Below are 18,945 nucleotides of genomic sequence, written 5' to 3'. Positions count from 1 at the left end.
TCTTCCGTCATGATTGACATGGACAATCATTTCGCCGCCGACGCTCCGCAGTTGCTCGGACAGTTGGAGAGGCGGCACGACCGTTCGAATGACGATTCGATGACATCGCGCGCAGGATCTGTGATCAAAACCTCGTCGGTCGACGCAAGTGGCTTGCACGCGGCTACCGAATCCGTGGACACGGTACGAGCATGAAAACGATCGACGACTCCATCCGATGAGCGACACCATCACCGCCGACCTTCTGCGAGCCGCGAACAGCCTGCATAAGATCAGCAGAGCTGGGACCAGCGACCTGCTCTATCGCGCCATCCGGGAAATCAGCGATCTTCGGGTGTCGGTCGGTATTCCGGGCTCAGGCACGAATCAGGACGCGATCATCAGGCTGCTTGATGTCGCCGCCCGGGCGGAGGATCAGCCCGATGGCGATGTTTCCAGCGCGCTGCTTGAAGCCGCGGACATGATCAGGACGCTGCGGGTGATAGCGGGGAGCGGGATAGAGTTGAAGCTGAAGATCCGTGATTTCTCCGAAGAGACTGCATCAGATCAGTGAAGGGCCGCCGTCGTCGCGGTGGAAATCTCCCGGACGCAGACTTTGCAGATCTCCCAACGTGCACGATGAAGGAACGATACGTTTTCCCCGAAAGAAGGCAGGATATAGCGTTAGTTCTTGCGCCCTCATGGTGATCAAGAGCGTGAACGCCGAAGGAACATCGACGATCTCAAGCTCGTGCACTCCTGGGGTGCTTGATGCATCGGCCTGGGCGGCTTCTAGTGCTTCAAAGTATCCGCGCGCGAAGTCGCCGCGTCGGAAGGAACTGTATGATCCATCCGGCTTGCCACTGATGTCCAGCACGCCATACCCGTCCGCGTCCTGAACCAGATACTGCCATCCCATTGAATATGGAGCGGCAAGGTCGGCTTCGGAGCGTGGAATGCCTTCAAGCACTCTCCTCGGAAAGGGGCCGATATGACGATATTCGGTGCTGCTATGGTTCCGCCCTGGCATCGCGGCCAAGATTGCCATTGCGCGATCGAATTTCTCGCTGACCGATGTCGGGGCCTCACGTATCGCAATCGTCATTCCGTCTCTCCTGTCGCAAGCCCATCAAGCCGTCTTCAAGGCTTGCGGACCTGGTATGTTTGAACCCAGCGACCGCCTACCTCAAGGTAGTCATCTCGAAGTTCGCGCCCAGGCACTGGAAACGAACATCCAAAGCCGGGATCACCCACGAGGAAATGATCATCTCCGGCTTCATCGAACCAACCTCCATGGATCACCACAGCATGCCCTTTATTCGACGGCCACTTTATCTGGACGCAAACAGGGTTTCCCAGATCCAGTTGCCGCAAAACTTGCCGAAGACTGGCAAAGCCAGGATATGTCGAGCTCTCGCAACGCACTATGCAAAGTCCTGTAAGCATCGTGGCACCTCTATTCCACGACTCGTCGGAGACCCAAGGCGGCGGAAGACCGAGCGCGCGTCCGACGATCTCGTCCTGAGAAAGATGGTAGTCTGGACCGTAGTAGTGCGAGATGCTCGAGGCCGTCGCGGCCCAGCACCAATTGTCCCACTGCTGCAACTGCATCTCGAAGACCAGCGAAAATCGATTTGGATATCGTACTCGGTCCGGAAGACGGTAGATGCCGATGATCCATTCGAACAAGGAGATGACGATCTTCATGCGTCAGGCATTCCTGAGGCGGCCAACGAAACGGGAATGTGCGGTATCAGCGACGCTCAGATCCAGGATGCCGCCGTCGATCACTGTCACCACACCCGCGACAGGAGCGACCGCCTGAACAACTGTCTCGCGGCCGTCCGGCTTTATGTGGAGAGCCGAAAGGAGACCTCTCTCATAGGCACCAGTGTCGACGGCGATGCGCCCGTGGAAACGCTCGGCCATCAACGAGGACGTTGCAGTGTGGCCGTGAACGACGGTTTTCCCGAAGGAGCCGCGATGGCTCAGAAACGGCTCCCGGATCCACATCAGTTTGTACGGATCCTGCCGATCCATAGCCACCCCAGGCTCGAGCCCGGCATGGACGAGAATGTGTCGATCAAGCTCGACATACTTTTCGGCGCCGCGGAGGATCTCCACGTGTCCGGCATCGATCACATCGAGTATCCGGGCGGGATCGACATCTGAAAAATCCAAGCCGTAGGAGGCGAGGGTGGCTCCGCCGCCCATCTTGGCGATCCAATGCAGGATAAGAGCCTGCCTTCGAACCTGATCGGTCTCGTCCAGCATGCGAAGGATGAAGGAGTCGTGATTTCCGAGGATCAGCCGCGAACCGGGAATCTGGTTCAGTGTCGTGGAGACCAAGCTCATCGCCTGTCGGCTCTCGGGCCCGTGGTCGATCACGTCACCCAGGAAGACGATCCGGTAGGTGTATCCCATGCGAGACGCACGTGACGAGATCCCGTCGAGCAGGCCGCGAAGTAGGTCCGCCCGTCCGTGTATGTCGCCAATTGCGAAGGTGTGGATGCTGTTCACGTTGATGATGTCCTCGTTCGAGGCGCTGACCTCGCACGCCGAACCTTGGCGAAACCTTTACAGTCGATCCTTGTGTGGCTGGACGGTTGACGGGAGATGAATCCATCCGGACGAATTTGCCACCTGCGTTTTGGCCTCCTTTAGTTCTTGCGAGCTATCAGAGGGGAAAATATGGAGCAGACATGAACATCAAGATGGGCGAACTCGCGCGGCACACGGACGAGAAGTTCGGAGTTACGGTTCTTCGCAGCGTGCATGGATGGTATTGGGTCGTCGCCGCAAGCGATGGCGACACGACAGAGGAACTCAGGGAAGTCGTCGCCGATATCAGCAGGCGTGACGATGCCTGGTGGTACGTCGACCGCAAGCCCTGGACGGCGGTGTGGACGCTGGAGTTGCCAGACGCAGGCGCTGGCCGCTGCGCTACGGTCTCCGGCATGGTCACTCACGCGCTTTCCACCCACTTTCCCCAGAACGAACACGATGTCTTCCGCGCTCCCGAGCACGACAACAAGCTGTTTGAAATACTCACTGCCTACGAGGAGCATATCCGACATGTAGCCGAGACCAGGGAATGGCCAGCGGATGTCGCCATGTTCGACGAACCACCGGGAGGGAGGATCGAGGGCGCGCAGGAGGAAGTTCCGGCCAGGGAAGCGCCTAGGCGTTGGCAGATCGACTATAACGTCGACTACCGCTGGCGGTTCGTCTCCGACACTGAATGCGGATACGACCTTCCGGAAAGGGAGATTCAGCTTTTCCAGCTCGGCGATGCGGGCGAGTGGATCGTGCGGATTTCGGAAAAGACCGTGCAGCCATGGTCGAATTTCGCCCGGGTAAGCCGTTTCCGCGACACCGTTGATCTGGGACATGGCCAGGGACTATCGTACGATCAGGCCCGCGAGATCGGAAAACTCTGGATGGATGGAACGGAGCCGGAAGCCCTCGGTCTACCCTACGAGCCGAGGCCCGAGTACCCGATACGGTCCTTTTACGAACAGTAAGTCATGCCTCGAACCCGCCGCCCGGGGATCCGCGCTGGCTGATCACCTTGAGGCATGTTGGGCTCCGGCAGTCCCGTGGCGCGGGTTGCTGCGCGACTTGAAGAGACGCGAGCACCAGCGGGTGCCCGCTCGCCCTCATGATGGTCTGCGGGAAGAGGCACGACCTGATGTCTGCTTCGTTGAGCTTGCGCTTCCCGTCCGCAAAGTTGCGCAATAGGTACCCCGGTCGATTCTAAGCGCTTCCTCGGCTACTGCATGCGCTCCTCGTCTCGATTGGTGCACCTTGCTACAAGTTCGGCAGACTTGTAGCAAGGTGTCGATTGGTGTAACCTTGCTACAAGTTCGGCAGACTTGTAGCAAGGTGGAGCCATGAGATCGCTTTCCATTATCGATCAAACAGCGTTTTCTGAACTCGTTGAGCGGGCTCATGATGTCCAGTTTAGCGACCAGTTTCCCGTGACAGGTTCCTTCATCAAACTACGCAGGCACAACCGTGAATATTGGTATCACCGAACGCTCGAGAGAGGTGACGGCTCGGCACCTCCAAAGCTTCAGTCAAAATATGTAGGACCTGTCGACGATGTCGATGTCACCAGGCGCGTTGAAAACGCAAGCGAACTGAAAGCTGACTACGTCGCACGTCGCAAGCTGGCGAGCCAGCTCAGGCGGTCTGGCCTTCCGTCTCCGTCTGCAACGGAAGGCGAGACGATCGAGAAACTGGCTGCCAACGGCCTGTTCCGCCTTCGTGCAACCCTCGTGGGTTCGCATGCCTTCCAGGCCTACGGCGGGCTGCTGGGCATCAAGCTCGATCAGGCCACCTACCGCACCGACGACATCGATATCGCTCAGTTCTATAGTATCTCAGTCCTCGTGGAGGACTCAATGACCGACATCGGCAACCTTCTCGTAGACGTTGACAGCACGTTCAAGCCGATCTTCAACGCATTTTCTCCAAACCTGGTGGCGGGGTATCGGAACAAGGACGGCTTAAAGATCGAGATTCTGACCCCGAACAGGGGCGATGCGGACTATGGAAAGGGCCTGTCGAAGATGCCTGCGCTCGGTAATATCGGCGCACAGGCCCTGCCATTTCTCGACTTCCTGATCTACGAACCGGTCAGATCAGTCGTCCTTCATGGTGCCGGAGTAGGGGTAGTGGTGCCTGCACCACAGCGTTTCGCGGTGCACAAGCTCATCCTCTCGACCCGCCGACAAGGCGGGATGCAGGCGGCAAGCAAGGTGTCAAAGGATCTGGCGCAGTCTGCTTCTCTGATCCGCGGGCTGGCGGAGGCCAAACAAGACTTCGAACTGGGTGCGGCATGGATGGAAGCCTGGAGGCGAGGCCCCAAATGGAGGAAGCACCTCGCGATCGGCTCTCTCCGCCTTCGGGATAGCGACTTCGGCCTTCTCGAAGATGCCGTATGTTACGCAGAAAAGATGACGGGCACTGAGCTGCGGAGCCACGGCATGGGGGATGGAAAAGAAGGTCTGATCGACTTCCGGCGGAGGATGGGAGGTGTCAGGCCCCAGACCTGATCGAGTGGGTGGGACCGGGCAGTGTGAGTCCTGACGCGGCGGCCACATCATTTAGGGTTCCGCCAGCTCAGTAATCATCTTTTCCGCCGACTACTGTCATTCCATCGATTACGGATGCCTGAACGCTCGGCGAACTTCCGAAATCCGTCCCAATGGAACTTCTGGAAGGCGAAGGTACGAGCCTGGCGGCGGAGCGAAATCGATCAAAGGGAATCGCGCCATTCTGCACCCTGATTCCGTCGCGCCGCGCTTCCGAGAGAAGAGGGTCGGGAACCTGCGACGGCTTCCGGCGTTGCGCCCGGTCACTGCAGGAGATCACGATGACTTTGAAGTATCATGTAGCAGAGCACGATGGTGGTTACGCGTATCGGCTCGGAGACGTGTGGTCGGAGCCTTACCCGGATCACGAAACAGCCGTGAAAGCCGCGAACGACGCTGCGCCGCGGCAGGAGGTGGGCGGCGAACCCGCCGAAATCTCGTACCAGCTTGCGGACGGCCAGTGGCAGACCCAGCATGTCGATGGAGGCGACCGACCGGAGACGGAAGTCATCGACGATAATCCTACGGCCGCCTGACGATCGCCGATTGACCTTTATTCGATCGCGAAGGTCGGCGACGACGGCGCTCGGCTCGTGGAGACAATCCACGAGCGGGGGCGATCTGGTCATGGTCGTTCGAAACTAGCTTGGTCCGATCTCGCTGACGGGTTTTACCGATCATTTTACTATGGCGGCAGGATTTTCTGCCAGGTTATCGCATCGTAACAAGCGCTTAGGATTGTCTGCCTAGTTCGGTTTCGTGATGTGCTCAAGAACTCCCAGTGCACATAATACGCAATCGAAAGGTGAAATCGTGCCAGTCGTATTTGAACGAGCATCCGGGCCAGTCCAGCCAATTACCATCGAACCATCCGAGGAGGAGACGAAGCAGGTCATCGGGATCATGAAGCAGTTCGAACGTACGCTGCTGGATCCCGAGAACCAGGATCCTCTCTCCGTGTTTTATTTCGGCGTCACCGCGGATCGGGTTGCATGGGATGATTATCCGATCGACGTGACGGGAAGTCGGGATCCGGTCGTGGCCATATTCATGGACATTCACGAAATGTCGCGGGGACGTTTCGAGGAAATCACTCCGGAGGACCTCCATGCGCTTCTATTCAGCGGCCCAGAAAGCAGGAAGTTGGCAAACGCGTTGGTGATGGCGCTGTTCGTCGAGCGCCATCGCTTTCTACATGGCGAGGTCGACGGCGGTCACAGCGCTCTGATCCAAGACTGGCTGATCGTCGCGCGCGACGCGATCTTCGCGAACTGTAATGTGGCAGCGGAGTAGGTCGCGGCTAGAGCAGGTGGCGCGGGCGAGGCACGACCAACATGGCACGGCGGCGGGATGTGGGTGCTGTGAAACTTCTAGTGCCTCGTTCCCGCATTTCTGAATGTCATCTCGTGCTCCGCCGCACACAGGCGGCCGATCATCGTATCCATCTCGTCCACGACCTTGAGCATCGTCGGATCCGATATCAGGGTCGGGTCGCCTACCACTCCACGTTCGCGCAGCGTCTTCGAGATCGGCTCTTCGAATGCCACCCAGGCAGCCGCCATCCGGCCAGCCGCCGCCATCTCTTCTCCATACGTGCGATCGGGCCACTCTTCCCAGCCCGTCTCGTTCGTCACGAAGGCAAGGGAGAAACCATCCCGGCCTTCCCTAGGAACCGTCGTAAAGTACACGCCATCGAGGAAGATCGAGGGCTTGTGCTTTAGCTTGAAGCCGGACTCCTCCCCGAAATGCAGGTAGAAGTGCTGCTCCGGAATGTTGAAATCCATCAGGTGGGCATCGTCCCAGTTGAACGCATCGGCTCCGTTCAGGGAGTTGATGTCGAACAGCACGCTTCCTTGCACCCGCCAGGACAGGTGTACGTTATCGATGGCGTTCTTGAACCTCTGCGACCTCTTGAAGTTCATATCCTTGGGGATTTCCTGGTGGACGAGCGCCGTAGCCCCGGCTTTGAACCGCGGGCTGTCCGGCCCATGCTGCATCGCCAGCTCGCGCATCTGCCAGTTCACCCTGCTGCTCGCCGACTCGATGCAGGTCTGCAAAAGCGGGTAGCGGACGGGGTGATATTTTTCCATGGTGTGTCTCCTTCAATGAAGGAATGGTCGGCGTATCCGATGCAAGGAAGAAGGCTTTACCGATGGCAGGTGGTCGATGGCGTGACGAGGAACTTGAAGGCGAGATACAGCGCGTGCGAGGAGCCATTCAGGCGTGGGCAGAACAGCACGACCTTTGGTTCGACTGCGGTTTCGCGGATTACTTGAAGCACGTGGACAGCGAACCTGGCGACCCCCCGGTGGTCACCCTCCTGATCGTAGGTGGCGACCTCCACAACATGTTCGAGGGGTACTACGGCGGAGAACTTGAAAACGGCTTCTCTCGCCTCCTTGAGGATATGGGATACTGGTACGAGAACCGAGACGGTGCAACCGTAGCCATCTATCCGGAGGAGGGCGGGGCACTCTCCGCCAGGTTTCAGTCCTACTTCCACTGGCAATGGGTCTGCAGCCTGATCGAGGAGGACACGTCCGACGTTTACGAGGAGCTCTACGCTCACTTCGCGAATCGTCCGGAGGACTTGCACCGCCTTCATTGGCGGGATTTCGAAGTGCTGTTGTTTCGGATCTTCCAGAATCAAGGATTCAAGGCGGAGCTCGGACCAGGAAGCGGCGATGACGGAGTCGACCTTAGGCTGTGGCAGCGGGATCCCATTGGCGATGTCCTGACGGTCGTTCAAGCCAAGCGGTATGCTCAGGGGAACAAGATAAATCTCACCGAGGTGGCCGCCCTGCAAGGGGTGGCCGACGCAGAGCGGGCCGACAGGGCTCTGTTTGTCACGACCTCGAGCTATCTCCCAGTCGCCAGAAGGTTCACCGCTCGCATTGAAAGGCCTCTCTTTCTTGCCGAGCGCAACGATATCGTCGCCTGGTGCGCGCAGGCGGCGAACGGGGTGGTTTTGGACAAGTCGACACTCGTCTCTAAGGGGGCCGTGGAGAAGCTGATCTACGAGGTCGCGCGGAAGCGGGACCCTCGGATCGTGCGTGCTCGCTCCGGATACAACACCACCATGAATGAATTCGCCCTAGTCGTGAAAGAGACGAAACACGCTGCGCTGCTTATGGGGCTTTCAGGAACCACGTTGAGCCACGATGGATTTGGACAGCGCGGAACCGAGGTCCCGTTGCTTGATGGATCCACGATCAGCCGCCTGACTGGTGAATTGGTATGGCGCGCAAGGCGAAACGTAAGGGATCGAGAGGTGACTTACTGGGACGGAAGGCATCTGTTCTACCCCTGGAACGGCGAGCCGATGCTCTTCGACTATGTCGATTAGCGCGGAACGTCTGCCTCACTTTGTGATAGTCGCTGGTGTTCCGTTTCCCGAGATGGTGACGCGTTCGGTGATTCGAAATGGTTCCGGACACGGTCGTGCTGTGATCGATGGCGGAGAGCGTGGGAGATTGTCGCTATCGGGTTCGCGCGGTATCGATGCGGCGGCATCCGGATGCTCTGGCGAACGCTGAACGACGTGGCGGAAGACTTTCTCGCCCAATGGTTCCGTATCGCCTTGCAAGACCGCAGTCGGACCAGTGCCTTGTGAGAATTTTCCGAATACTCGGAGATCACATGATCAATGGAGCTCACCACCCGGAAACGATCGTCACCTCCGGCGAACGCTCGCGGAAGCCGTGAACATCACGTCCATTTTCGGGCATCCCTCAACAATCGTACGGACAGCTTGACCGCAATTTAACCTGTGCAATCTATCAAAGTGATCTGCAGACAGAAAAAATAAACCCCGAGACCGGCGTACCTGTCTCAGGGTTGGTAGTGCGATTGCTCGCTGCTATGAGAGAGAAACTAGAGCGCGTATGGCAGAAAGTCAAGACCTCTTCACCTATGATCCGAGCTTCAACACGTTGCTGGAAAGCAACCTGTCAGAGCCTCGCCTCGCGCCGTACATCAAAGCGGCAAATGGGGACCGATCCTATGCCACCAAGTTGTACCTCTGGAACGCGCGCCTTGCAAAGGCATTCTTGTTTCCGCTTCAGATCGCGGAAATCGTCACGAGGAACTCGATAAACAAGGCCTTCGCTACCGAGTTTAAGGACCCTGACTGGGTGAAATCGCCGCCGTTTACGCTAACGCCACCGAGTACGGTCTCGTACCAGGCATCAAGAGGCAGACTGTCTCGGCAGAAGTCGGCCCCACACTCCGCTGACGACATTGTGGCTTCACTTACCTTTGATTTCTGGTCGAACCTCTTTCGAGCCGAGTACGATTCTCTGTGGTCGTCGCCCGGCTTGTTGAAAAGCGTGTTTCCTCTAATGCCATCAGGCTTCGACCGCACCCAGATCCAGGTCAGGGTCGCACGCATCAACTGGCTGCGAAACCGAATTGCTCATCATGAGACGATACACGCGAAAATCAATTCCGTCGTCTATTTGGACCACATCGACGAGTTCCTCGGGTTTATCTGCGACGATACGAGGCGCTGGGTCAAAGCGAATGCAACTGTGAAAGCGGTCTTCAATGCGCCGCCCACCGCCATTTCAGATTTCAGCGGCACGCCTCTTTCTCTCTCAAATTACCGTAGCCCGCCCAGATTTTCCGGGGGTGAGACACTACTTGAGGCAATGCGCAAGTTGATGGCAGTCCGCCCTTCAGTTGGGCTTGTCGATGACAGCGCGGGCGATGCGCCGTACAGGCTCGTAACCAACGAAATGATCATGTTGTTTATCGAGAAGGTCGCTTCTCACGCTGATGGCTATGTCGCGCTCCAGGATAACACAGTACGCGCCGTAATCGATACATTCCCATCACCCGACTTTGCATTGATCTCCATCGATTGCACAACCGGGGACGCTCGAAATCTCTTCTTTCCGAAAGGGAAAACGAAACAGAGGCCCCAGGCGTTGATTGTGATCGACCAATCCAAAACGCCCAAGGAGATAGGGATTCTGATGAAACCCGCTATCAAGTATTGATAGCTCTGGGACGCTTTCGAACGGATCTGCAGTCACGGAGGGGGGAAGAGGTCTCATCCCTCAGCGAACGCTATCCATTGTAGGGTCCGAGCCTCATGAAGTGTTCGCGGAGCTTGTCGCACGCCGGAGCCATGAGAGCGGCGGCATCCTGGTTGGCTTCATAGCGGTACGGGATCGTTGTGATTCCGCTCATGTCACTCGGGAGCTTTACCTTCTCGTCGCGAGGCTCCATGAGGATTGCACGCTGCCTGCCAAGTCTTCCCATGAACATGCCGAGCTCGAAAATGACGTTGTCGCGAGGGCTCGGCCAAGGTTTGCCTCTGCTTTCGGTAAGATCGTCGGCATGGGCGATCGCGACCGCAAAATCGGAATCGTCGATCTCAGCCTCGAGATCCTGAAGAGTGTAGTTTGCGATCTTGAAGACGTCGTCGGTCCATAGCGTTGCTAGGATCGTGTCGGTGTCATGGGCGAATGCATTGCGGATCATCCTCCCGACGTGACGGGCTTCGGCGGAGGAGATGATGAAAACGCGAATCCTGTCTCGAAACGCGCCAACATGCTTGTTCCGCTCAAGCAGGCGGCGGGATAGGGACCGGGCGATATGACGATAGATGTCCGGATGCTTCTTCCCAAGCTGACCGAACTGCTGCGAGGTGAGCCGTCCAACAATCGACGGCTCCTCCGCGATCACCGTTGCGGATCGGCGCTGAGTGGGCTCGATCGCCGCCATCTCACCGACATGGTCGCCGCGCCCGCGTACACCGATGCGACGGCCGTTCACATGGATGCTGAACGACCCGGAGATGATCAGAAAAATGTCGTCGTCTTCGGCGTTCTGCTCGATAACCGTTTCACCAGTCTCGAATTCGACCAGCTCCGCAATATCCGACAACTCTTCAGCGAGTGCCAGGTCTCGTCCGACCATGTTTTGAGAAAGAAACGCTTCGATCCTCAGATCTCGCCCTTCCTGCCCTTGGAAGCGTTCCAGCATCCTGCTCAAGTGAAAGTCCTCCAATAGGTCGTCGACCAGATCTCTTCGTTGTCGTGCTGCGACCAGTTCCACGACTTCCAGATATTCTCGCCCTGAGGGCCCTTCTTCTGAGCCTCGTCCAGGTAGCTGTGAACCCTCTTGGTGATCCAAATCGGCTGATCAGCGCTGAGGGCTGTGAGTTTGGCGGCCAGATTTGCCGCGTTGCCAATCCAGACGATGTCGTTGTCGCCGCGGACGCCAGTTCTGGATGCTCTGATTTCCGACGTGTCGATGCCCACGACATGACGGATCTTAAAGTCCGAAGTGTATTGCTTGTTCAACTGTTGCTGGACGATGCCCTTGATCGCGTAATTGATTTCGAGAGCGCAGGAAACTGCGGTGTTTCGTTGCCTGTCGGATATGAAGATCCCCATTACACGGTCGCCGTCGTAGGAAACGATCGTTCCGCCGTGTTTTCTGATCAGGCGAGAAGTTGCATAGAGGAAGGTCTTGTATACCTCCCCTGCGAACTGCCATGTCTTCTTCTCAACGAGGTTCGTCGATCCGTCCAGGTCCGCATAAAGGATCGTGGCGGTCTTGAAGTGCACCGCGTCGTTGGAAAGTCTCAGATCCGCAGGCGCAGGTACGGTTGTGCCTTCGCGCACGATCCAGTTCGTTCGGAATGTCGTGCTCGAATTGTCCCTGATGTCGTCCGCAATTGTCATCGCGATACCTCTATCAGTGCAGTTGCCTGACCGCCCACAATAGCTTTTCGTACGCTTCCTGTTGGCCGTTCTTTGCCATTGATCACCGTGGGGAATTCGGGGCTGAATGCGTCGATCTGGATGGGGTGGCGCACTGCGTCGAGTCCTTGAGCCCGCAGGTCAGCATGGTTCCGCAGCATTCCTCTCCAAGCATTCTTGCGAACGAGTAGTAGGACTCGACCTTCTCGCGCCGGAGCTTCTCTTCGATTACGAGCTTGGCGACGGCGTGCGAGCGACAGCACTCAGACCGTGGTACCAGAATTCCGTGCGTCGCGCACCCAACGGGGCAGGGCAGAGAGCCATCCCCCAGGATTCCGGCGGCATCGATCTTAAGATCCGGATCAGAGAACCAGGCAGTTTCGCCAGCCAGCATCGCCATATACTCATTAGCGATGCCGAGTTCCTTAGCGGCATCCAAGGCGGCTAGCTGATGAGGCCCGGCGCTGCCATGAGCGACTTCTTGCTGAGGTGGCCACTGTCTGGTTCTTTCCGCAACTCTCTGCAGCCTGAGGAAGTGCTTGAGCAAACCCCACCATACAACGCCGTGGTCGAATGAGACGATGCCATATCCGGCGTTGAAACCGATGCAGAAGTGTTTGTCAGACTGCAAATGGCGCTCATGACATGTTCCTGGGAACCGCGTGCCGGGAACCTGCTCCTGAACGGCAATCACGCCGTCATCCTCATGGACACGAAGGTCGACCTCAATAACACCTACGATGTCGTCGAAGCGGATCGAGGTGGATCCGAAGATCTCGGTGGCTGTCGTGCCGGTGACGTTGAACCAGCCCGGCACCGCCGCAAGAAGGTGGTCTAGTGGCACTCACCGTTCTCCGCCGCTGTAGGGTGCCGCCGTGGCGCTCACGTCACCGCTGCTGACCTGAGGAGGGGGGCTGAGATGTTCTTCGACCGATCCAGCGTCCAGGCCCCAGGCGACACCACCTTCGAACAATCTCCGGATGGTCGCGGGAGCATGGTTAAGAGCGATCGGACCAACTGCGGTCTGGTCGCCCGTGCAGTTGCTTTGAAGTTCTTCGGACCGAGAGACCGCCCTGCTGACCGAGCACCGAACACTTCGCTCACCACGGATCCCGATGCGGGTGATGGGTGTCTCGCCAAATTCAAGACCGATGGCGATCCCCAGATTATCGATGCCATCGAGTTCTTCCTGGCAAAGTTCGAAGCTCGAACGCATCCCGCCGGCAGCCTTCACCGCCGAAACAACGGAGGCCGAAGCGTCCGTCTCCTGAGAGGTGCCCTCGGCAAGAAGGCCATGGATGCAATCTCCGATGAACCGTACCTTGCGACCGGAATAGTCGTCGGAGAGAGTGGCCGCCAGTTCACTGCGGATCACGTGGAGGTTGGAGACCATCTCGCCGATCCGGTGTTGGGTGATGCATTCGTCCACATACTTCGTGAAGCCTTCGATATCGCCGAAGATCGACATCAGCCCCATTCTAATGGAGTTCGACGGCATCAGCGAGGTGAAGTCGATCGACTTCAGGGGCGGCGTATGCCTGTGAAACGAGAAGGTTGCGTCAGTACCAACGTCGACCACAAACCGGGCCTTGGCGCGGGAGGCAGCGGTCAGGATAGCGGAATCAGAGAGACGCTTTGACTGATAACTGCTGTTCGCCGAAAGCCCAATGTTTCCTATGGGCGAAGTCGGATTCGCGCGTTCGGCCGCAAGCGTGTCGAGGCTGAAGAGCGGCTGCAGCCCAAGATCCTGGCGGACCCTGTTCGACATGAAGATACCTTCCTCATCACCCTCAGCGAGCTTGGCTGCGTAGTTTGCGGGTGCCCCAAGGAATAACGGCTCGCGCTCGTCTTTCGTCCCGCTGTTCACGGCAACCGCCGAACCGCTGTCAACGCCGACCCGAATGCGGGTCGAATAGCGCCCGCTCTCCGTAATACGACCGACCTCCTCGATCGCACGCTTGGCAGCTTCCGCAAAAGCAAGGGCTCGCTCGGCGCGCTCCTTCTCGTTGCCTGGACCAGGAGGAGAGACAATGACGGCATGCATGCGTGCGCCATGGAAATCGACGCGCTGGGCTTCGAACTCTTCGGCGACTTGATCGCAGGCTGCGTAGTTCAGATGGAGCATGGAGAGCACGCGGCGGTGACTGGCTTCGGTTTCGCGCTCGCGCTCAGTCATGGCGGCGGCGAAGTCCAGCATTTGGATGTAGACGTGAACGCCCTCGACCTTAATAGCGGTGTCGGGCGGGACATCGAAGATCAGCGGCTCGGACTTCCCGCCCAGTCTGATCTTCGTCTGTATCGTCGCCGCTCGTGCGGTCATGTAGCTCAAATCGAAGCTTCTAAGGTTGATCGAGGCTGCGGGCGCGGTGTTGCGAAACGACCGGATACGCTGAAGACTCTTGTTACGGGACCAACTCATTACAACTTCCTCTTGGCTGGCATCGCTGCAATTCGGGTGCTGAAAGATCGATGGGTGGTGCGAATAGGGAAATCCTACTTCCGCGATTGTTTCCCTGTTTGTTCCTCTTGGCATTTCCAGGCGCTTTTCAGCGCCTGGAAATATTCGTTTGAAGGATTGGATTTGGGACAAATTCAGTGGCCGTGGGACAAACCTATTGGCCGCCTAGATGCGGTTCTGTTGCTTAGCTGCAGCCGCTGGTGCTGCCGCAAGTGTCGCACTTTTCGCAGGTGCCATTGCGGACCATGGTGAAGTTCTGGCACTCCGAGCACATGTTGCCGGTGTAGCCCTGCATGATCGAGCGGGCGCGGCGTTCGGCTTCCAGCTTCTTGGCGTCCGCCTTGGCGCTGGCCGCATCGGCGGCGGCCTTGTCGGAGAACAGGGCGGTGGTTTCCGTTTCGGCTTCCGAGACCTCTTCGGCGATCTCCTCGGCCAATTCCTTGGCGCGCTCCTCGTAATCGCGCTTGAAGGCGACGATTTCGGAGGTCGAGACCGAGGCGATCGGTTCCAGCTTGCGCGCGGCATTGCCGGTGAAAGCGGTGATCGTCGCGCCAGCGGAGGCCTTGGCGGGGGTGGCGGTGGCAGCACCCTTCGGCTCGCCGGCGAAGCGGTCGCTGCCCGTGCCCGGAACCAGCGTCGGCTTGTAGCCGCGCGTCCAGCCGGTGGAGAGCAGGTTGGTCTTGCCTTCCTGGATGCCCTTGCCGAGTGCTGTGTTGGAGAAATCCGACGTATCGACATGCGCCAGGTCGTGGCGGCCGAGATAGGAGACGGCGAGTTCGCGAAACACGTAGTCGAGGATCGACGTGGCGTTCTTGATCGCGTCGTTACCCTGAACCATGCCGGCCGGCTCGAACTTGGTGAAGGTGAAGGCCTCCACATATTCTTCCAGCGGCACGCCATATTGCAGGCCCAGCGAGATGGCGATGGCGAAGTTGTTCATCATCGCGCGGAAGGCGGCGCCTTCCTTGTGCATGTCGATGAAGATTTCGCCGAGGCGGCCGTCGCCGAATTCGCCGGTGCGCAGGTAAACCTTGTGCCCGCCGATGATCGCCTTCTGGGTATAGCCCTGGCGGCGGTTCGGCAGCTTTTCCCGCTCGCGTACGACGCGCTCGATCACCCGCTCGATGACCTTTTCGGTGATGGTCACCGCCTGCGCCGCGGCCGGGGCCTGGATCAGCTCTTCCAGCGCGTCCTCGTCGTCCTGATCGTCGATCAGCGCGGCGTTCAGCGGCTGCGACAGCTTGGAGCCGTCGCGATAAAGCGCGTTGGCCTTCAGGCCGAGCTTCCACGAGAGCATGTAGGCGCTCTTGCAATCCTCGACGGTCGCCTCGTTCGGCATGTTGATCGTCTTGGAGATCGCACCCGAGATGAACGGCTGGGCAGCCGCCATCATGCGGATATGGCTGTCGACCGAGAGGTAACGCTTGCCGATCTTGCCGCAGGGATTGGCGCAATCGAACACGGCCAGATGCTCGTCCTTGAGGTGCGGGGCGCCTTCCAGCGTCATCGCGCCGCAGACATGGACGTTGGCGGCCTCGATGTCCTTCCGCGAGAAACCGAGATGCTCCAGCAGGTTGAAGTCGATGGCCGAAAGCTGCGCGTCGGAAACCTTCAGCACCTGCTTGAGGAAATCGGCGCCGAGCGTCCACTGGTTGAAGACGAACTTGATGTCGAAGGCCTGGCCGAGGGCGGCGTTGACGGCGTCGATCTTCTCCTGCGTAAAGCCCTTGGCCTTCAGCGTCGAGGGGTTGACGGCCGGCGCCTGGTTGAGGTTGCCATGGCCGACGGCATAGGCCTCGATCTCGGCGATCTGGCTTTCCGAATAGCCCAGCGAACGCAGCGCTTCGGGAACGGCGCGGTTGATGATCTTGAAGTAGCCGCCGCCGGCGAGCTTCTTGAATTTCACCAGCGCGAAATCGGGCTCGATGCCGGTCGTGTCGCAATCCATGACCAGGCCGATCGTGCCGGTCGGCGCGATGACGGTGGTCTGGGCGTTGCGATAGCCGTGCTTCTCGCCGAGTTCCAGTGCCTTGTCCCAGGCGGCCTTGGCATGGGCGACCAGATCCTGATCCGGGCAATCGCCATGGATCAGCGCCACCGGATTGACCGCCAGGCCCTCGTAACCCGAGGACTTGCCATGCGCGGCGCGGCGATGGTTGCGCATGACGCGCAGCATGTTGTCGCGGTTCGGCTTGAAGCCGGGGAAGGTGCCGAGCTCGGCGGCCATTTCGGCCGAGGTCGCATAGGCGATGCCGGTCATGATCGCAGTCAGCGCGCCGCCGATGGCGCGTCCTTCAGCGGAGTCGTAAGGAATGCCGGAGGACATCAGCAGGCCGCCGATATTGGCATAACCGAGGCCGAGCGTGCGGTATTCGTAGGACAGCTCGGCGATCTGGCGCGAGGGGAACTGCGCCATCATGACCGAGACTTCGAGCACGACGGTCCACAGGCGCACGGCATGTTCGTAATCGGCGATGTTGATGCGCTTGGTCGCCGCATCCTTGAACTGCATCAGGTTCAGCGAGGCAAGATTGCAGGCCGTGTCGTCGAGGAACATGTATTCCGAGCACGGATTGGAAGCGCGGATCGAGCCGGCGGCCGGGCAGGTGTGCCAGTCGTTCATCGTCGTGTTGAAGTGCAGGCCGGGATCGGCAGAGGCCCAGGCGGCGTAGGAGATCTGCTCCCAGAGGTCGCGCGCCTTCAGCGTCTTGACGGTGCGGCCGTCCTTGCGGGCCGTGAGGTTCCACTCGCCGTCATTCTCGACGGCACGGAGGAAGTCGTCCTTCAGCGAGACGGAGTTGTTGGAGTTCTGGCCGGAAACGGTGAGATAGGCTTCCGAATCCCAGTCGGTGTCGTAGGTCTTGAATTCGAGGTCGGTATAGCCCTGGCGCGCGAACTGGATGACGCGGCCGACATAGTTTTCCGGCACCTGGTTCTTCTTGGCTGCGCGGATTTCGCGCTTCAGTTCCGGGTTCTTCGCCGGGTCGAAACGGTCGTCGGCGGCGACCTCGATGGTCGCGCAGGCCTTCATGATCGCCTTCAGGTGGCCGGCGACGATCTTCGAGCCGGTAACGAGGGCGGCGACCTTCTGCTCTTCCTTGACCTTCCAGTTGATGTAGGCCTCGATATCGGGATGGTCGATATCGACGACCACCATCTTGGCGGCGCGGCGCGTCGTGCCGCCCGACTTGATGGCGCCGGCGGCGCGGTCGCCGATCTTGAGGAAGCTCATCAGGCCGGAAGACTTGCCGCCGCCCGAAAGCTTTTCGCCTTCGCCGCGCAGATGCGAGAAGTTGGAGCCGGTGCCGGAGCCGTATTTGAACAGGCGCGCCTCGCGCACCCACAGGTCCATAATGCCGCCCTCGTTGACGAGGTCGTCCTCGACGGACTGGATGAAGCAGGCATGCGGCTGCGGATGCTCATAGGCGGACTTCGACTTCACCAGCTTGCCGGTGAAGGGGTCGACATAGAAATGGCCCTGGCCGGGGCCATCGATGCCATAGGCCCAGTGCAGGCCGGTGTTGAACCATTGCGGGCTGTTCGGCGCCACGCGCTGGGTGGCGAGCATATAGGCCAGCTCGTCGCGGAAGGCGAGCGCATCCGCCTCCGACGAGAAGTAGCCGCCCTTCCAGCCCCAATAGGTCCAGGTGCCGGCCAGACGGTCGAAGACCTGGCGGGCATCGGTTTCCGAGCCGTACTGCTCGTCCTTCGGAAGCGCCTTCAGCGCCTCGACGTCAGCTTCGGAGCGCCAGAGCCAGGAGGGAACCGTATTCTCCTCGACCGCCTTCAGGCGGGCCGGCACGCCCGCCTTGCGGAAATACTTCTGCGCCAGAATGTCGGCCGCGACCTGGCTGAACTGCGCGGGAACGTCGATGTTGGCGAGCCGGAAGACGATGGAGCCGTCCGGGTTCTTGATCTCGCTGGTGGCCTTGCGGAATTCGATTTCCGCGTAGGGGGATTGGCCTTCCCGGGTGAAACGACGTTCTATGCGCATGTCCGTCCGTCCTTCGTGTGGTGCGCCCGCCCTCGTCGCGGCGCGCAGGATTTCGTTCCGGCTCGGCAAGGCGGTTCCTTGCGCGGCCAGTTGTCTCCGCTTGACCTTGGGGTCGACATCAACAGATGCGAACCCTGTATATTGTGATGAACTCAGCTGCAAACACTAAATATAGCGCTTTTGTTCCATTCAACAACTCTCTGCAGCCGATCTTGCGATCACGTTTTCTTAAACGCAGCACTGGTTGCGGCGAGCACGGGCATCCGCGTGCCGCCTCGTCATGAAGCCGCATGGAAATGCGAACGCATCGAAGGGTGAACCGCCTCGTCATGATCCGGCCGCGCCGCCGCCGCAACGCATCTCCCATTAACCGGAAAACCCCCGATTCCGTCAAGAGGTGGGTCTTAGCGGATTTTTAACCACAACATATTGTGGTCAATGCTGTGGAAAATGGGGGAAAACGAAAGACGGAAAGAGATTCAAGGACTTGTGCAAAGGCCTTGTCAATGCGGCGGTGGGCCTTTTTGCCGGCCATACGAAAAACCCCGCGCAAATGCTTGAAATATGCCCGCGACCGCCGGTTTGCTGCAGCGTTGCGAAACGTGTGGAAAAACGCAACGCCGCCGTCTCCGTGTCACACCGCCTAAAGCTTGCCGCACAAAAGTGTGCAGCGGTTCTGCGCCGGATGACATGCGGAAAATC

General features: G+C 59.0%; 16 protein-coding genes. 7 read left to right on the top strand and 9 right to left on the bottom strand.

The features are described from left to right. Positions 1–217: 217 nt before the first annotated feature. Positions 218–553 (top strand): hypothetical protein, encoded by a 336-nt coding sequence (locus tag P7F60_RS10985; RefSeq protein ID WP_277917776.1) that lies wholly within the window; start codon positions 218–220, stop codon positions 551–553. Here the strand turns inward: P7F60_RS10985 and P7F60_RS10980 are convergent. The 3 genes from P7F60_RS10980 to P7F60_RS10970 are packed head-to-tail and all read right to left on the bottom strand — an operon-like array spanning position 542 to position 2,499. After that, complete coding sequence (locus tag P7F60_RS10980; RefSeq protein WP_277917775.1) at positions 542–1,084, bottom strand: hypothetical protein; 543 nt, start codon at positions 1,082–1,084, stop codon at positions 542–544. The genes P7F60_RS10985 and P7F60_RS10980 overlap by 12 nt on opposite strands. A 35-nt stretch (positions 1,085–1,119) precedes the next feature. After that, positions 1,120–1,686 (bottom strand): papain-like cysteine protease family protein, encoded by a 567-nt coding sequence (locus tag P7F60_RS10975; protein WP_277917774.1) that lies wholly within the window; start codon positions 1,684–1,686, stop codon positions 1,120–1,122. Positions 1,687–1,689: 3 nt separating this feature from the next. Continuing rightward, positions 1,690–2,499 carry a metallophosphoesterase gene (locus tag P7F60_RS10970; RefSeq protein ID WP_277917773.1) on the bottom strand — a complete coding sequence of 270 codons (810 nt, stop codon included), beginning with the start codon at positions 2,497–2,499 and terminating at the stop codon, positions 1,690–1,692. Positions 2,500–2,681: 182 nt separating this feature from the next. Here P7F60_RS10970 and P7F60_RS10965 point away from each other — a divergent pair, with 182 nt between their 5' ends. From P7F60_RS10965 to P7F60_RS10950, 4 genes are all read left to right on the top strand, one after another. After that, positions 2,682–3,503, top strand: a complete 822-nt coding sequence (locus tag P7F60_RS10965; protein WP_277917772.1) for a hypothetical protein — start codon at positions 2,682–2,684, stop codon at positions 3,501–3,503. A gap of 369 nt (positions 3,504–3,872) precedes the next feature. Further along, positions 3,873–5,039 carry a GSU2403 family nucleotidyltransferase fold protein gene (locus P7F60_RS10960; RefSeq protein WP_277917771.1) on the top strand — a complete coding sequence of 389 codons (1,167 nt, stop codon included), beginning with the start codon at positions 3,873–3,875 and terminating at the stop codon, positions 5,037–5,039. Between the two features lie 320 nt (positions 5,040–5,359). After that, on the top strand, positions 5,360–5,614 hold the full coding sequence (locus tag P7F60_RS10955; protein ID WP_277917770.1) for a DUF2188 domain-containing protein: 255 nt from the start codon (positions 5,360–5,362) through the stop codon (positions 5,612–5,614). Between the two features lie 367 nt (positions 5,615–5,981). Beyond that, positions 5,982–6,371: a hypothetical protein gene (locus P7F60_RS10950; RefSeq protein WP_277917769.1), complete on the top strand. Its 390-nt coding sequence runs from the start codon at positions 5,982–5,984 to the stop codon at positions 6,369–6,371. 77 nt (positions 6,372–6,448) lie between these two features. Here the strand turns inward: P7F60_RS10950 and P7F60_RS10945 are convergent, their stop codons facing one another. Next, a complete protein-coding gene (locus P7F60_RS10945) occupies positions 6,449–7,168 on the bottom strand; it encodes a hypothetical protein (protein WP_277917768.1) in 720 nt (239 codons plus the stop codon). A 23-nt stretch (positions 7,169–7,191) separates the two neighbouring features. On the opposite strand from P7F60_RS10945, the gene P7F60_RS10940 reads away from it, so the two are divergent. After that, positions 7,192–8,424 carry a restriction endonuclease gene (locus P7F60_RS10940; protein ID WP_277917767.1) on the top strand — a complete coding sequence of 411 codons (1,233 nt, stop codon included), beginning with the start codon at positions 7,192–7,194 and terminating at the stop codon, positions 8,422–8,424. A gap of 538 nt (positions 8,425–8,962) precedes the next feature. Beyond that, entirely contained in the window at positions 8,963–10,078 is a 1,116-nt protein-coding gene (locus P7F60_RS10935; protein WP_277917766.1) for a hypothetical protein, read from the top strand. Positions 10,079–10,148: 70 nt separating this feature from the next. Here P7F60_RS10935 and P7F60_RS10930 read toward each other — a convergent pair whose 3' ends face one another. The 5 genes from P7F60_RS10930 to P7F60_RS10910 form a co-directional block, all read right to left on the bottom strand. Further along, on the bottom strand, positions 10,149–11,069 hold the full coding sequence (locus P7F60_RS10930; protein ID WP_277918169.1) for a TIR domain-containing protein: 921 nt from the start codon (positions 11,067–11,069) through the stop codon (positions 10,149–10,151). A gap of 5 nt (positions 11,070–11,074) precedes the next feature. Next, entirely contained in the window at positions 11,075–11,773 is a 699-nt protein-coding gene (locus P7F60_RS10925; RefSeq protein WP_277917765.1) for an adenylate/guanylate cyclase domain-containing protein, read from the bottom strand. An 82-nt stretch (positions 11,774–11,855) separates the two neighbouring features. Continuing rightward, positions 11,856–12,635 (bottom strand): E2 domain-containing protein, encoded by a 780-nt coding sequence (locus tag P7F60_RS10920; protein ID WP_277917764.1) that lies wholly within the window; start codon positions 12,633–12,635, stop codon positions 11,856–11,858. Next, positions 12,636–14,210 (bottom strand): adenylate/guanylate cyclase domain-containing protein, encoded by a 1,575-nt coding sequence (locus P7F60_RS10915; RefSeq protein WP_277917763.1) that lies wholly within the window; start codon positions 14,208–14,210, stop codon positions 12,636–12,638. Between the two features lie 223 nt (positions 14,211–14,433). Next, positions 14,434–18,243: a vitamin B12-dependent ribonucleotide reductase gene (locus P7F60_RS10910; RefSeq protein ID WP_277917762.1), complete on the bottom strand. Its 3,810-nt coding sequence runs from the start codon at positions 18,241–18,243 to the stop codon at positions 14,434–14,436. Positions 18,244–18,945: the final 702 nt, after the last annotated feature.

The organism is Rhizobium sp. YJ-22 (assembly GCF_029601685.1).
Taxonomy (GTDB): Bacteria; Pseudomonadota; Alphaproteobacteria; order Rhizobiales; family Rhizobiaceae; genus Metarhizobium.
The sequence above is the reverse complement of the archived record's forward strand: the minus strand, read 5'-3'. Positions and strand labels throughout refer to the sequence as shown.

What these genes read in the sequence shown, in the direction of transcription:
- P7F60_RS10985 (WP_277917776.1), top strand. Translation starts at nt 218, where the DNA reads ATGAGCGACACCATCACCGCCGACCTTCTGCGAGCCGCGAACAGCCTG.
- P7F60_RS10980 (WP_277917775.1), bottom strand. Translation starts at nt 1,084, where the DNA reads ATGACGATTGCGATACGTGAGGCCCCGACATCGGTCAGCGAGAAATTC.
- P7F60_RS10975 (WP_277917774.1), bottom strand. Translation starts at nt 1,686, where the DNA reads ATGAAGATCGTCATCTCCTTGTTCGAATGGATCATCGGCATCTACCGT.
- P7F60_RS10965 (WP_277917772.1), top strand. Translation starts at nt 2,682, where the DNA reads ATGAACATCAAGATGGGCGAACTCGCGCGGCACACGGACGAGAAGTTC.
- P7F60_RS10960 (WP_277917771.1), top strand. Translation starts at nt 3,873, where the DNA reads ATGAGATCGCTTTCCATTATCGATCAAACAGCGTTTTCTGAACTCGTT.
- P7F60_RS10955 (WP_277917770.1), top strand. Translation starts at nt 5,360, where the DNA reads ATGACTTTGAAGTATCATGTAGCAGAGCACGATGGTGGTTACGCGTAT.
- P7F60_RS10950 (WP_277917769.1), top strand. Translation starts at nt 5,982, where the DNA reads ATGAAGCAGTTCGAACGTACGCTGCTGGATCCCGAGAACCAGGATCCT.
- P7F60_RS10945 (WP_277917768.1), bottom strand. Translation starts at nt 7,168, where the DNA reads ATGGAAAAATATCACCCCGTCCGCTACCCGCTTTTGCAGACCTGCATC.
- P7F60_RS10940 (WP_277917767.1), top strand. Translation starts at nt 7,192, where the DNA reads ATGGTCGGCGTATCCGATGCAAGGAAGAAGGCTTTACCGATGGCAGGT.
- P7F60_RS10935 (WP_277917766.1), top strand. Translation starts at nt 8,963, where the DNA reads ATGGCAGAAAGTCAAGACCTCTTCACCTATGATCCGAGCTTCAACACG.
- P7F60_RS10930 (WP_277918169.1), bottom strand. Translation starts at nt 11,069, where the DNA reads ATGCTGGAACGCTTCCAAGGGCAGGAAGGGCGAGATCTGAGGATCGAA.
- P7F60_RS10925 (WP_277917765.1), bottom strand. Translation starts at nt 11,773, where the DNA reads ATGACAATTGCGGACGACATCAGGGACAATTCGAGCACGACATTCCGA.
- P7F60_RS10915 (WP_277917763.1), bottom strand. Translation starts at nt 14,210, where the DNA reads ATGAGTTGGTCCCGTAACAAGAGTCTTCAGCGTATCCGGTCGTTTCGC.
- P7F60_RS10910 (WP_277917762.1), bottom strand. Translation starts at nt 18,243, where the DNA reads ATGCGCATAGAACGTCGTTTCACCCGGGAAGGCCAATCCCCCTACGCG.